Below are 13,232 nucleotides of genomic sequence, written 5' to 3'. Positions count from 1 at the left end.
GAAGCCTGGGCGAAGCTGGCCCAGAAGGAACTGGGCGACCGGCCGCTCTCCGACCTCGTCTGGGACAGCCCCGAAGGCATCCGGATCAAGCCGCTCTACACCGCGGCCGATCTCGAGAACCTGGAATTCGACACCCTGGGCAGCCTGCCCGGCTTCGCGCCGTTCACCCGCGGCGTGCGCGCCACCATGTATGCCAACCGGCCCTGGACGATCCGCCAGTATGCCGGCTTCTCCACCGCCGAAGAGTCGAACGCCTTCTACCGCAAGAATCTTGCCGCCGGGCAGCAGGGCATCAGCGTCGCCTTCGATCTCGCCACCCATCGCGGCTACGATTCCGATCATCCGCGCGTGGTCGGCGATGTCGGCAAGGCCGGCGTGGCGATCGATTCCGTCGAGGACATGAAGATCCTGTTCGACGGCATTCCGCTCGACAGGATGAGCGTGTCGATGACCATGAACGGCGCCGTGCTGCCGGTCATGGCCTGCTACATCGTCGCCGGCGAGGAGCAGGGCGTGAAGCCCGAGCAGCTCAGCGGCACGATCCAGAACGACATCCTCAAGGAGTTCATGGTCCGGAACACCTATATCTATCCGCCGGGCCCCAGCATGCGCATCGTGTCCGACATCATCGGCTACACGGCGAAGCACATGCCGCGCTTCAACTCGATCTCGATTTCCGGCTACCACATGCAGGAAGCCGGCGCGACCGCGGTGCAGGAGCTGGCGTTCACGCTCGCCGACGGCCTCGAATATGTCCGCACCGCGATCAACAGCGGCATGGATGTCGATGCCTTCGCCGGACGGCTCTCCTTCTTCTTCGCCATCGGCATGAACTTCTTCATGGAGATCGCCAAGCTGCGCGCCGCGCGCTTCCTGTGGGCGAAGATCATGTCGGAATTCAAGCCGAAGAAGCCCTCCAGCCTGATGCTGCGCACCCATTGCCAGACCTCGGGCGTCTCGCTCACCGAACAGGATCCCTACAACAACGTGGTGCGCACCGCGATCGAGGCGATGGCGGCCGTGCTGGGCGGCACCCAGTCGCTGCATACCAACGCGCTGGACGAAGCCATCGCGCTGCCCAGCGAGTTCTCCGCCCGCATCGCCCGCAACACCCAGCTGATCATCCAGGAAGAGACCCACGTCACCAAAGTGGTCGACCCGCTGGCCGGCTCCTATTACGTCGAGGCGCTGACCCATTCGCTGGTCTCCCATGCCTGGGCGCTGATCCAGGAAGTCGAGGCGATGGGCGGCATGACCAGGGCGGTCGAGAGCGGCATGCCGAAGCTGCGCATCGAGGAGGCGGCAGCGCGCCGCCAGGCCCGCGTCGACCGCGGCGAGGATGTCATCGTCGGCGTCAACAAGTACCGCCCGGCGAAGGACGACGTGCCCGAGCTGCTGGAAGTCGACAACACCCGCGTGCGCGAGCAGCAGGTGGCGCGGCTCAACACCATCCGCAACACCCGCGACAAGGCGAAGGCGGAAGCCGCCATCCGGGCGCTGGAAGAGGGCGCCGCCGGCAATGCCAACCTGCTCGAGCTCTGCGTCAATGCCGCCCGCGCCCGTGTCACGGTGGGCGAGATGTCGGATGCCATGGAGCGCGTCTTCACCCGCCACCAGGCCACCATCCGCTCGATCAGCGGCGTCTATGGCGCGGCCTATGCCAATGACGAGGGCTTCATGAACATCCAGAAGGACATCGAGGCCTTCGCCGCCGAGGAGGGCCGCCGGCCGCGCATGCTGGTGGTCAAGCTCGGCCAGGACGGCCATGACCGCGGCGCCAAGGTGATCGCCACCGCCTTCGCCGATCTCGGCTTCGACGTCGATGTCGGCCCGCTGTTCCAGACGCCCGAGGAAGCCGCCAAGGATGCCATCGACAACGACGTGCATGTCATCGGCGTCTCGTCGCAGGCGGCAGGCCACAAGACGCTGGTGCCGCAGCTGATCGAGGCCCTGCGCAGGCAGGGCGCCGGCGACATCCTGGTGATCTGCGGCGGCGTGATCCCGCCGCAGGATTACGACTACCTGCGCAAGGCGGGCGTTGCCGGCATCTACGGCCCGGGCACCAACATTCCGAAGGCGGCGGCCGAGATCATCGGCCTGATCCGCCAGCAGCATAAGGCGGCGGCGGAGTAGCCCGCCGCCTTACGCCTTGCGCGTCACGCCGCGCGCCGCGCCGGCGGCCGGTTCACCGGCGTGGTGCGGAAGAAGCCGATCAGCTCGGCCAGGTCGCGCGCCTGGCCGGCCAGCGCCTCGGCGGAGGCGGAGGTTTCCTCCACCAGCGCGCCGTTGCGCTGGGTCATCTCGTCCATCTGTCCGATCGCGGTGTTGACCTGCTCCAGGCCGACCGCCTGCTCGCGCGAGGCGGCGGCGATCTCGGCGACGATGTCGGAGACCTTCTTTACCGCGGTGACGATCTCGGAAAGCGACTGGCCGGTCTCGTTCACCAGCGCCGCGCCGGCTTCCACCTGGCTGCTCGAGGCGGCGATCAGCCCCTTGATCTCGCGCCCGGCCTCGGCGGAGCGCTGCGCCAGCGCACGCACCTCCTGCGCCACGACGGCAAAGCCCTTGCCAGCCTCGCCCGCGCGTGCGGCTTCGACGCTCGCGTTCAGCGCAAGCAGATTCGTCTGGAAGGCGATCTCGTCGATCAGCACCACGATGTCGGCGATCTTCTGCGCGCTCTGCTCGATCTGCGTCACCGCGGCGACCGCCTGCTGCACCACGCTGCCGCCCTTCTCGGCGCTGGCGCGCGCTTCCGCGGCCAGCTGGTTGGCGGCCTGCGCGTTGTCGGCATTTAGCTTCACCGTCGCGGTCACCTGATGCATCGAGGCCGCGGTCTGCTCCAGCGAGGCCGCCTGGCTTTCGGTGCGTTGCGCCAGATCGCTGCTGCCGACCGAGATCTCGGCGGCGGCATCGCGCACGGTGGCGGCATTCACCGCCAGATGCTCGGCCAGCTCGGTCAGCCGCGCCGCCATGGCATTGGCGCTGTCCTTCAGGCTGCCGAACACGCCGTGGTAATCGCCGGTGACCTGGCGCGTCAGGTCGCCGCCGCCCATCGCGGTCATGCTGGCGGCGAGTTCCTCGGTGATGCCCTGCAGCGACGCGATCAGGCGGTTCAGCTGCCGGCCGAGCGTGAGCAGGAAGCCTTCCTTGCCGGCTTCCTCCAGCCGGCCGCTGAGATCGCCCTCGGCGACGCGTTCGAACAGCGCGGCGATCTCGGCCGCGGCGGCCGCCTCGCGCTGCTCGCGCTCGCGCCGCCGCGCCTCGGAGGCCTGGCGCTGGGTTTCCGCCGTCTGCTCCAGCGCCAGCTTGTCCAGCGCATTCTGCTTGAACACCTGCACGGCTTCCGCCATGGCGCCCAGTTCGTCGCGACGGTTGCGTGAGGGAATCTCCAGCGTCAGATCGCCGGCGGCCAGCCGCCGCATGCTCTCGGTCAGCTGCGCCAGCGGCCGCGCCGTCGAGCGCACCAGCAGCACGCCGGCCGATGCGGTCAGAAGCAGCAGCGCCGCGATCACGCCGGCCGACACCAGGGCCTGCCGCATCGTGTCGGAGCGCAGTTCGGCGGCGCGGGCCTGCAGGTCGCTGCCCATGCGCTCCTCGACGGTTTTCAGCTCGTCGATATAGGCGGTCATCGCAGAGAACCAGGCCGGCGCGGTGACGTCGCCGGTGACGCCGCTGGTGATGCTGTCATAGGCCGTGCGGCGGAAGCCGCTGACCGTGTCGCGCTGCGGGCTGCCGGTCAGCTGCCGCAGCGCCTCGGCCTGCCCCGGCGTGGCGAGACGCTGCGCATCCAGCAGATGCTGGTCCTGCAGCGCCGCCAGCGCCACCATGCGGCGATAGGTTTCCGGATCGAACCGTCCGGCGGCGAAGGCACCGGCGGCGGTGGCGCGCTCCTGGCCGGCCAGCTCCTTGCCTTCCAGCAGGGCGTAATAGACCTGGGTCGCCAGGCCGATGCCGCGGTCATTGGCGATCAGCACCATCTGGCGGATGCCGTCGAGCTGGGTGGCGATGGCGTCGGTGTAGAAGGCGAAGGACTGCGACCCCGGCAGGGTCTGCGCATCGATGCCCTGGCGCTTCTCGGCGAGCGGCGCCACGGCCCGCTGCGCCTTTGCCGCGGCCTCGGCGAAGGCCGGGCCCAGCGCCCCCATATCGGCCCGTTTCAGCGCCGCGGCGAGCCGGGCGGCCGCGGCGTCGGTCTGCCGCCGCTGGTCCATCAGCTCGCTGCGGAACTGCCGCCCGCCGCTGCCCAGGAACAGCGCCGAACTGCCGCGCTCGCGCTGCAGTTCATGGACGAAGTCGCTGGCGGCCACGGTATATCCCGCCATGTTCCGCACCAGGTCGGCCTGGCGCAGGTCGGCAAAGCGGTCGCGGATGACCAGGGCGGCGAAGATCAGCAGAGTGAGGCTGGGAATCAGCAGGGCGATCAGGATTCGGCTTCTTATCGAGCGCAGCATGGTTGTATCCGGGAGAGTCTTTATCGGTGGGACCCCCAGCCTGCCGTCCCGGCGCCGCCGCTTCCTCGACCTGGCGCAAACAGGAATCAGAAAAATCGGGCGGGGCCGGCCTTATTTCCCGGAAACCGGCCCGCAGGACGGGCTTGCACTCGGCCCCGTGCCGGCCCATATTGAGAGCATGATCCGTGCCGGCAACATTCTCCGACTCTGCCGCGCCAGCCGCCTCCACGCAGGCCGCTAGGCCCCGGACCCGTGCGGCTTTTTGCCGCCTGATGCCCGGGGCGTTTTAGACACCCCCTTTGCTTTCCGACTTTCACCGTGCCGCGGCAGACGTGGCGCGTCATTTTTCTTGGAGATTATCATGCCGTTCCTGCACCCGCGTCCCGATATCCTGCTGACCGAGAACGATTCCGCACGGCTGGCCGACATTGCCGAACAGATCCGCCCGCGCCAGCCCGACGTGGCGCAGATGCTCAGCTGCGAGCTCGAGCGCGCCAGGATCGTCGCGCCGGAGGAAACGCCAGCCGATGTCGCCACCATGCGCAGCCATGTCGTGTTCGGCTACGACCACAGCCAGCGTTCGCACTGGCTCACCCTGGTCTATCCGGGCGAGGCCGATCTCGACCAGAAGAAGATCTCGATCGCCACGCCGGTCGGCGCGGCGCTGATCGGCCTGCGCGAGGGCCAGAGCATCGGCTGGACCACCAACAGCGGCGAATGCCGGCGCATCACCCTGCACCGGGTAGCCTACCAGCCGGAGCGCGACGGCCGCTACGACCTGTAGCCGCCGCCCCGTCCAGGCCTGCGGCGACTCAGGTCCTGAAGAAGCTTACCAGGCCGGCCAGCTCGCGCGACTGCGCGGCCAGTGTCTGCGCGGCCGCCGTGGTCTCCTCCACCAGCGCGCTGTTGCGCTGGGTCACTTCATCCATGGCCGCAACCGCGGTGTTGACCTGATCGAGACCCGTCGCCTGCTCGTGGCTGGCGGCGGCGATCTCGCCGACAATGTCGCTCACCTTCTTCACCGCCGCGACGATCTCGGCGAGCGACTGGCCGGCCTGGTTCACCAGTGCGGCGCCGGCCTTCACCTGCGCGTTGCTCTCGCTGATCAGCGTCTTGATATCCTTGCTGGCGCTGGCCGAACGCTGCGCCAGCGCCCGCACCTCCTGCGCCACCACCGCAAAGCCCTTGCCGGCCTCGCCGGCGCGCGCGGCTTCGACGCTCGCGTTCAGCGCCAGCAGGTTGGTCTGGAAGGCGATCTCGTCGATCAGCATGACGATGTCGCTGATCCTGCGCGCGCTGTCCTCGATCCGGTGCATCGCGGTGACGGTGTCGCCGACCACGCCGCCACCCTTCTCCGCCGTGTCGCGCGCTGTCATCGCCAGCTGGCTGGCGGCCTGCGCGTTGCCGGCATTCTGCTTCACCGTTTCGGTGATCTCGTGCATCGAGGCGGCCGTCTCCTCGATGCTGGCGGCCTGGCTCTCGGTGCGGGCCGAAAGATCCTGGCTGCCTGAGGAAATCTCGGTCGAGGCGGCCTGCACCGCATCGGCGCTGCCCGCCAGCCGGGCGGTGAAATCGCGCAGCCGGTCGCCCATGCTGTTGATATCGTCGGCCAGCGCGCCGAAACGGCCCTGGAAGCCGGTCGCAACGCGGCGCCGCAGATCGCCTTTCGCCATCGCCGCGGTGACGTCCTGCGCCGCGCCGATCACCGTCTCGGTGCGTTCCAGCAGCGTGTTGACGGTCATGCCGACGCGCTGCATCACGCCGCTCAGTTCGCCGGTCGCGACACGCTGGCCGAGATCGCCGTCGGCGGCGGCCGCCACGACGTGGCCGATGGCCTGCTCGAAACGGGCTTCCTGCGCCGCGCGCTCGGCGGCGAAACGCTCGCGCTCGGCGGCGGCATCGGCTTCCAGCCTTTCGCGGTCGGCCATGGAGACCTGCATGTCGGACAGGCTCTGCGCGCTGCGGGCGAACAGGTTCTCCAGCACCAGGCAGAGCCAGATCAGCACCGCGCATTCGGCGACCACGATGACCGCATGCACGATGACGCGGCCGAAATCGCTGCCATCGGGGAAGATGGCGTAGGGCAGCGCGAAGTTCAGCACCAGGTGATGCAGGGCGGTCAGGGTTGCCGCCGTCAGGATCGCACGCCAGTCGCAGTAGGCCGCCAGCACCGCGAAGATCGCGAAGTAATACATGTGCAGGTCGATCTGCCACGGACCGCTCGCGGCAAAGACCAGCAGCGATGCCATGCCGACGAAGGCCGCGGCCACCACCTGCCGCGTTGCCGCACCGGCGGCGTCGCGGCGGCAGAACCATGTGGCGATGGCGGCGATGACCAGCGCGCCGATGCCGCTGGCGAGCAGGCCGGTGCCGTTGAACCAGGCCACGGCCAGGATCAGCGGCAGATGCAGCCAGAGCCAGACGGCGAAAGCGCCGCTCGCGCGGCGCCGCAGATCGTCAAGGGATTCGAGCCGAAGCAGGGCGGTGGTCATGGCATTCTGCCTTTCAGGTGGAAGGAGATCGGTGGAAAAGCGGCGGCCGGAAGGACAGGCAGCCGGCCAGCAGGCCGTCGCCGGCCAGCACCAGACGGGCGCCCGCGGCATAGAGCTGCGTCGCGGCATCCGGCGCGGCGGCGGAAACCAGCCACAGGTTCGGCAACCGGCCCTGACCGAGCGGCCGGGCCTGCGCCGCATCCAGCAGGGCTGCGGCGCGCGGCAGATCCCCGGCGCCGGCCGGCAGCAGCACGATCAGGCGCTGCGGCGCATCCCCTTCCGGTGCCGGACCGGAGGCCGGCGGCAGCAGGGTGAGCAGGGGCAGCAGGGCGATCAGCAGAATGCTGCCCAGCGCAAGGCGGGAATGCGAAGTTGTCGGCACGGGGAACGTCGGTTCAGTCCGACAGGGACATAGGTAATCTCCGCCGCAATAGCACGTGGATTGCGCCGCCCGGCGAAAACGATGGCAGGTTGTGGCCGCAAAGCCACGATTCCGGTATGATTCAGCGAGTTTCCCTGACAGACTTCCCGCGCCACGGGATGTCTGAAGCCGGAGTGTTCCCATGCCGCCATTCTTCGTCACGCCGCTCTATGCTGCGCTCTGCGGCCTGCTGCTGATCGTGCTGGCGGTCCGCGTCATCCGCCTGCGGCAGCGTCATGGCGTCGGCATCGGCGATGGCGGCCATGCGGATCTCGGCAAGGCGATCCGCGTGCATGCGAATTTCGTCGAATACGTGCCGCTCGCCCTGCTGCTGCTTTTCCTGCTCGAGCTGACGCGGCAGCCGGTCTGGGCGCTGCACCTGCTCGGCGCCATGCTGTTCCTCGGCCGCATCCTGCATGCCTGGGGCCTGTCGCGGACCGCGAAACTCTCGAGCGGCCGCGCCATCGGCATCGGCCTGACCTTCACGGTCATCGTCATCACCAGCCTCTGGCTGCTGCTGGTGGCGCTGCAGCGCCTCGCCATGTGACGCGATGGATTTCGACTACATCGTCATCGGCGGCGGTTCGGCGGGCTGCGTGCTCGCCCGGCGCCTCAGCGATGACGGTGTGACGAAGGTCTGCCTGCTCGAGGCCGGTCCGCCCGACGACCACATCCTCTGCCGTGTGCCGCTCGGCGCCGCCGCCTTCGTGCCGACGAAATGGCGCAACTGGGCGTTCCAGACCGAACCGCAGCCGGGATTCGGCGGGCGCCGCGGCTACCAGCCGCGCGGCCGCATGCTGGGCGGCTCCTCCGGCCTGAACGCGATGATCTATACCCGCGGCCATGCCTCCGATTACGACGACTGGCGCGACCGCGGCGCCGCCGGCTGGGGCTTCAGCGACGTGCTGCCCTATTTCCGCCGCGCCGAAGGCAACGAGCGCTTCGACGGTCCGCTGCATGGCACGACCGGGCCGCTGAACGTGGCCGATCTGGCCTCGCCGCATCCGCTGGGCGAAACCTTCCTCCGGGCCTGCGATACGCTGCAGCTGCCGCGCAACGACGATTTCAACGGCGAGCGGCAGGAGGGTGTCGGGCATTATCAGGTGACGCAGAAGAACGGCGAACGCTGGTCGGCAGCGCGCGCCTATCTCACCGACGCCGTGCGGGCGCGGCCGAACCTGCGCATCGAGACCGGCGCGCGGGCGACGCGCATCCTGCTGCAGGGCCGTCGCGCGGTCGGCGTGGCGTACCGGAAGGGCCGCAGCGGGCAGTCGCTGCTGGCAAAGGCCGGCGTCATTCTTTCCGCCGGCGCGCTGCAGTCGCCGCAGCTGCTGATGCTGTCGGGCATCGGCCCCGGCGCCGAACTGCAGCGGCACGGCATCCCGGTGCAGCACGAACTGCCCGGCGTCGGCGCCAACCTGCAGGACCATGTCGACTACATCCTGCTCTACAAGACCGACGATCACACCCTGCCCGGCGTCTCGCCGCTCGGCAGCCTGCATCTGCTGCGCGAGATCCGGCGCTGGAAGGCCGAGCGCAGGGGCATGCTGACCTCGAACTTCGCCGAGGCCGGCGGCTTCCTGCGCTCCGATCCGTCGCTGCCCCGGCCCGACCTGCAGCTGCATTTCGTCGTCGCCCTGGTCGACAACCATGCGCGCAGGCTGCATTTCGGCCATGGCTACAGTTTGCATGTCTGCGTGCTGCGGCCGAAAAGCCGCGGCCATGTCGGCCTGAAAGGCGCCGACCCGCTGCTGCCGCCGAAGATCGATCCGCAGTTCCTGAGCCATCCCGACGATGCGGCGCTGCTTCTGCGCGGCGTGAAGCTCGGCCGCCGCATCATGGAGGCGCCGCCGTTCCGCGCGCTGAAGCCGCAGGAGCTTTACACCGCCGGCATCCATGAGGACGACGCGCTGCTGGCGGCGATCCGCGCGCGCGCCGACACGATCTATCATCCGGTCGGCACCTGCCGCATGGGGGCGGCGGAGGATGCCATGGCCGTGGTCGATCCGCAGCTGCGCGTGCGCGGCCTGGAGGCGCTCTGGGTAGCCGATGCCTCGGTGATGCCGACCCTGATCGGCGGCAATACCAACGCGCCGACGATCATGATCGCGGAAAGGGCGGCTGACCTGATCCGGTCGGCCGCGCCATAGGTAATGAAGGATTGAGGGGGCGGACCTACGCCTCCTTCCAGTTCACGCTGTAGAGATCGAAGCGGCGGTCCTTCAGGTTCACCACGGTGCCCGACTGGCGCGCGGCGGCGAGGCTGTCGAGCTGCAGGTCGGCGATGGCGACCATCTCCACATTCGGCGTGGTGTCGGCGGCGATGCCGTCGCGGGCGAAATTGAAGTCGCAGGGCGTCAGCACGCAGCTCTGGGCATACTGGATGTCCATGTTCTCGACATTCGGCAGGTTGCCGACATTGCCCGCCATGGCGACATAGCACTGGTTCTCCACCGCGCGGGCCTGGCCGCAGTAGCGCACCCGCAGGTAGCTCTGCCGCTCGTCGGTGCAGAAGGGCACGAAGAGAATCTGTGCGCCCTGGTCGGTGAGGTGGCGGGCCAGTTCGGGGAATTCCGTGTCGTAGCAGATCATCACGCCGATCGGCCCGCAGTCGGTCTCGATCGCGTTCATCTCGCTGCCGCCGGTGATGTTCCACCAGTAGCGCTCGTTCGGCGTCGGATGGATCTTGCGCTGCTCATGCACCGAACCGTCGCGCAGGCAGACATAGCAGATGTTGTAGATCAGCCCGTCGGCATCGCGGGTCGGATGCGAGCCGCCGATGATGTTGATGTTGTAGCTGACCGCCAGTTCGGAGAACAGCGTGCGGATGCGGTCGGTATAGGCGGTCAGCGCGGCGATCGCTTCCGATGCCGGCGCATGGCGGTTCTCGATCGAGAGCAGCTGCAGGGTGAAGAGTTCGGGGAAGACCACGAAATCGGCCTTGTAGTCGGCCACCACGTCGACGAAATACTCGACCTGCTGGGCGAATTCCTGGAACGAGGCCACCGGGCGCTGCTGGTACTGCACGCAGGCGATGCGCACATTGGTCGAGCGCGGCAGGGCCGGCGCCGCGGTGCTCGTCATGGTCTCGCCGGCCACCTGCGGGTTGCGCCAGACCATATGGGTGCCGAAGCCGCGCGATTCATGGTCGGTCGGCAGATAACCGCGCAGCACGCCGACCGGCTCGAAGCCGTTGCGCAGCTGGAAATTGATCACCGGATCGCGCAGGCGGCCTTCGCGCACCAGTTCGACATAGCGTTCGGGCGATCGCACCTGGCTCCACCGGCGGTTCAGGTTCGGCATGCGTCCGCCGAAGACGATGCCCTGCAGGTGCAGATGCTGCGCCAGCTGCTTGCGCGCATTGTACAGGCGCTGGCCGATGCGCAGGCCCCGGTAATCGGGATCGACGCAGATCTCCATGCCGTAGAGCCAGTCGCCTTCGGGATCATGGCGCGAGGCATAGCCGCGGCCGGTGATGCTCTCCCAGTCATGGGGTTTCAGCGCCAGCTTGCCGCTGATGCGGAAAGTGGCGCAGTAGCCGACGACCGCGCCGTCATAGAGGGCGACGAACTGGCCTTCGCGGAAGTGATGCTGGTGTCCGCGCAGCTGCGCCGCCGAATAGGCGCCGTTGCTGCCCAGCGCGGCATAGACCTTGGCGGTGAGCGCGCGGATGGCGGGAATGTCCTCCGGCGTGGCGTTGCGCAGGATCAGTTTCGGCCTGCTGGCGGCGGCGCGCCTGGTGCCGCTCCGGGCGGCATTCTGGCTGGCGGTCTTGCGGCGGGGGCGGGTGGCGGTCTTGAGCATGGGATGGTCCCGGTCATGGATCAGGCAACGAAACAACCGGCGCGGCGGCAGGGCCGCAGCGGGAAAAACACGGATTGTCTCTTGTGAATACCCCACCGGAGGGGTGGAGGTGGGCCGTCCGCCGGGGCCCAGGGGGGAGTGGGTGAAGCGGACGGCCCGAACAGGCCTGCGATGAGGCTGCCTGCTGATGAAAAGGCTTATAGACAGACAAAAAGGCGGAATTGAGGCCGCCGGCCACGACCCCGGGCGGCATTCGGCCGCAAAGCCTGCAACGGAAGTGTAACAGTCTTAAATGCCTGAGCGATTTGACTTTTTTCCGGACCCCCGGCAGAGTCCGCGGCGATGAGCGAGACGCCCGCCATGCTGCGCCTGGGCTTTCCTGCCGGCGGCCTGCGGCGGGGGCGGCAGCACCCGCTGCTGAAAGGGCGCGCCCGGCGCAGCCGGCAGTCCCTGCTGCTGCTCGACACACCCGAACAGACCTGCACCGGCAGCGGCTGGCTCTGCGTTTCCCATGCCGATCCCTCGGCGCGCGTGCAGGAGCTGCTGCCGGTGTCCGGCCAGCCCTCCGGCCCGGCGCCGCATCTGCCGGAAGACCTGCAGATCGTGGCGCAGGGCGAGGTGAAGAGCGCCACCATTGCGCTGCAGGACGGTGTGACGGCGCAGTTCCGCGACATCCGCCTGCAGCGCGGCGACGCGGAAACGACCGTCGGGGAACTCGTGCTGCAGGGCGAGGCCGGCGCGCTGCATGCGCTCGCGCTGCGGCTCTGCGCCGAGCTGCCGCTGCGCTGGACCGGCGTGCCGGGACTGGTTCTTGCCGCAGTGACGCTCGGGCTGGCGGAGGCCAGGCCGGTGCGCGCCGGGCAGATCGCCTACGCGCTGCCCGACCGGGCCAATGCCGTCGTCGCTTTCGCCGCCATCGCGCGCCACTGCCTGGCGCAGTTCGACGCCAACATGCTGCCCGTGCTCGCCGACCGCGATCTCGAAGGCGTGCACCAGATGCGCGTCGCGCTGCGCCGCCTGCGTTCGGCGATCCAGGTGTTCCGCGACATCCTGCCAGAGGCGGCGTTGCAGCCGCTGGCCGACGAGCTGCGCTGGCTCAACGGCCCGCTGGGCGACAAGCGCGATCTCGATGTCTTCCTGCATGAGACGCTGAAGCCGCTGCAGCAGACGGGCGCGGCGACCGAGGGACTTGCGCGCATCGTGCAGCAGGTCGAAGCGCGCAGGGGCGAGGCGCAGCAGGCGCTGTCGGAGGCGTTGCAATCCGCGCGCTGCGCGGCCTGGCGTCTCGGCGTCGCGCAGCTGCTGGCGACCCTGCCCGGGCTGGCGGCGATCCCGCCGGACACCGACACGCCGCCGGATACCGATACGAAGGCGGGTGACGCGCCGCCGCATCTGCGGCCCGACGGCGCGCGCGGCTTTGCCGCTGCCGTGCTGCACCGGCGCCGGCGCAAGGTGAAGAAGCTGGGGCGGCGTCACGCCACGCTCGATACCGCCGGGCTGCACCGGCTGCGCATCCATGCCAAGCGGCTGCGCTATGCGGTGGAATTCTTCCGCCCGCTGTTCGGCAAGAGGGATGTGCGCCGCTTCCTCGCCGCGCTCACCGAGCTGCAGGACTGCCTCGGCGCGCTCAACGATGCCGCCATGGGCGAGCGGCTGCTGCGCGACACGCTCGGCATTCCGCCCGATGATCCGGCCTCCACCGCCATCACCGGCTGGTTCGCCGGCCGCCAGCGTCTGCAGCTCGACCATCTCGGCGCCTGCTGGGAGGCATTTGCGCGCAACAAGCCCTTCTGGAAGGACGCGCTGGAGAAGTGAGATCTCCGGTCTTTCGCCGTCCTGTCCGACGTGATCCGGATTCCGTGCGATCGTTCATGGAACGAGGAGACAGACCGGATGCCTTGACCGGTCTGTCTCCGTCACCTCGGCCTCAGGCTGCGCTGGGCAAGTGGGGGATGGGGTTTTGGGTTATGTGGGTGAGGGCGAGGAGGGGTACGAGCTGGTCGTCGACGCGGGCGATGCCGTCGATGAGGTCGGGGGCCCAGGCCTCGTCTTCGGAGCGGGTGA

Annotated in this window: 9 protein-coding genes; 5 read left to right on the top strand and 4 right to left on the bottom strand. The window is 68.8% G+C overall.

From position 1 onward, the window contains the following. Positions 1-2,133: methylmalonyl-CoA mutase (gene scpA, locus VKZ87_RS06210; protein ID WP_414655628.1), on the top strand; the 2,133-nt coding region annotated here is incomplete at its 5' end. A 23-nt stretch (positions 2,134-2,156) separates the two neighbouring features. Here the strand turns inward: scpA and VKZ87_RS06205 are convergent. Beyond that, positions 2,157-4,451, bottom strand: coding sequence for a nitrate- and nitrite sensing domain-containing protein (locus VKZ87_RS06205; RefSeq protein ID WP_324220383.1), 2,295 nt, complete (start codon positions 4,449-4,451; stop codon positions 2,157-2,159). A 361-nt stretch (positions 4,452-4,812) separates the two neighbouring features. On the opposite strand from VKZ87_RS06205, the gene rnk reads away from it, so the two are divergent. Then, on the top strand, positions 4,813-5,235 hold the full coding sequence (rnk, locus tag VKZ87_RS06200; protein WP_324220382.1) for a nucleoside diphosphate kinase regulator: 423 nt from the start codon (positions 4,813-4,815) through the stop codon (positions 5,233-5,235). A gap of 28 nt (positions 5,236-5,263) precedes the next feature. Here rnk and VKZ87_RS06195 read toward each other — a convergent pair whose 3' ends face one another. Both VKZ87_RS06195 and VKZ87_RS06190 read right to left on the bottom strand, forming a co-directional pair. Then, positions 5,264-6,943: a methyl-accepting chemotaxis protein gene (locus tag VKZ87_RS06195; RefSeq protein ID WP_324220381.1), complete on the bottom strand. Its 1,680-nt coding sequence runs from the start codon at positions 6,941-6,943 to the stop codon at positions 5,264-5,266. Positions 6,944-6,956: 13 nt separating this feature from the next. Further along, positions 6,957-7,325, bottom strand: a complete 369-nt coding sequence (locus tag VKZ87_RS06190; protein WP_324220380.1) for a hypothetical protein — start codon at positions 7,323-7,325, stop codon at positions 6,957-6,959. A gap of 181 nt (positions 7,326-7,506) precedes the next feature. Between VKZ87_RS06190 and VKZ87_RS06185 the strand changes: the two genes are divergently transcribed. After that, the gene (locus VKZ87_RS06185) at positions 7,507-7,911 is read left to right on the top strand and encodes an MAPEG family protein (RefSeq protein ID WP_324220379.1); all 405 of its coding nucleotides are present in this window, start codon (positions 7,507-7,509) and stop codon (positions 7,909-7,911) included. A 4-nt stretch (positions 7,912-7,915) separates the two neighbouring features. Beyond that, positions 7,916-9,514 carry a GMC family oxidoreductase gene (locus VKZ87_RS06180; RefSeq protein WP_324220378.1) on the top strand — a complete coding sequence of 533 codons (1,599 nt, stop codon included), beginning with the start codon at positions 7,916-7,918 and terminating at the stop codon, positions 9,512-9,514. Positions 9,515-9,539: 25 nt separating this feature from the next. Here the strand turns inward: VKZ87_RS06180 and VKZ87_RS06175 are convergent, their stop codons facing one another. Continuing rightward, on the bottom strand, positions 9,540-11,168 hold the full coding sequence (locus VKZ87_RS06175) for a GNAT family N-acetyltransferase (RefSeq protein ID WP_324220377.1): 1,629 nt from the start codon (positions 11,166-11,168) through the stop codon (positions 9,540-9,542). A 342-nt stretch (positions 11,169-11,510) separates the two neighbouring features. Between VKZ87_RS06175 and VKZ87_RS06170 the strand changes: the two genes are divergently transcribed. Further along, entirely contained in the window at positions 11,511-12,983 is a 1,473-nt protein-coding gene (locus VKZ87_RS06170; RefSeq protein ID WP_324220376.1) for a CHAD domain-containing protein, read from the top strand. Positions 12,984-13,232: the final 249 nt, after the last annotated feature.

Origin of the sequence: Ferrovibrio sp. (assembly GCF_035304305.1) — a bacterium.
Taxonomy (GTDB): Bacteria; Pseudomonadota; Alphaproteobacteria; order Ferrovibrionales; family Ferrovibrionaceae; genus Ferrovibrio.
This window is presented reverse-complemented; position numbering and strand designations above follow the sequence as displayed.

Coding starts and splice junctions, on each gene's coding strand:
- VKZ87_RS06205 (WP_324220383.1), bottom strand. CDS start 4,451: ATGCTGCGCTCGATAAGAAGCCGAATCCTGATCGCCCTGCTGATTCCC.
- rnk (WP_324220382.1), top strand. CDS start 4,813: ATGCCGTTCCTGCACCCGCGTCCCGATATCCTGCTGACCGAGAACGAT.
- VKZ87_RS06195 (WP_324220381.1), bottom strand. CDS start 6,943: ATGACCACCGCCCTGCTTCGGCTCGAATCCCTTGACGATCTGCGGCGC.
- VKZ87_RS06185 (WP_324220379.1), top strand. CDS start 7,507: ATGCCGCCATTCTTCGTCACGCCGCTCTATGCTGCGCTCTGCGGCCTG.
- VKZ87_RS06180 (WP_324220378.1), top strand. CDS start 7,916: ATGGATTTCGACTACATCGTCATCGGCGGCGGTTCGGCGGGCTGCGTG.
- VKZ87_RS06175 (WP_324220377.1), bottom strand. CDS start 11,168: ATGCTCAAGACCGCCACCCGCCCCCGCCGCAAGACCGCCAGCCAGAAT.
- VKZ87_RS06170 (WP_324220376.1), top strand. CDS start 11,511: ATGAGCGAGACGCCCGCCATGCTGCGCCTGGGCTTTCCTGCCGGCGGC.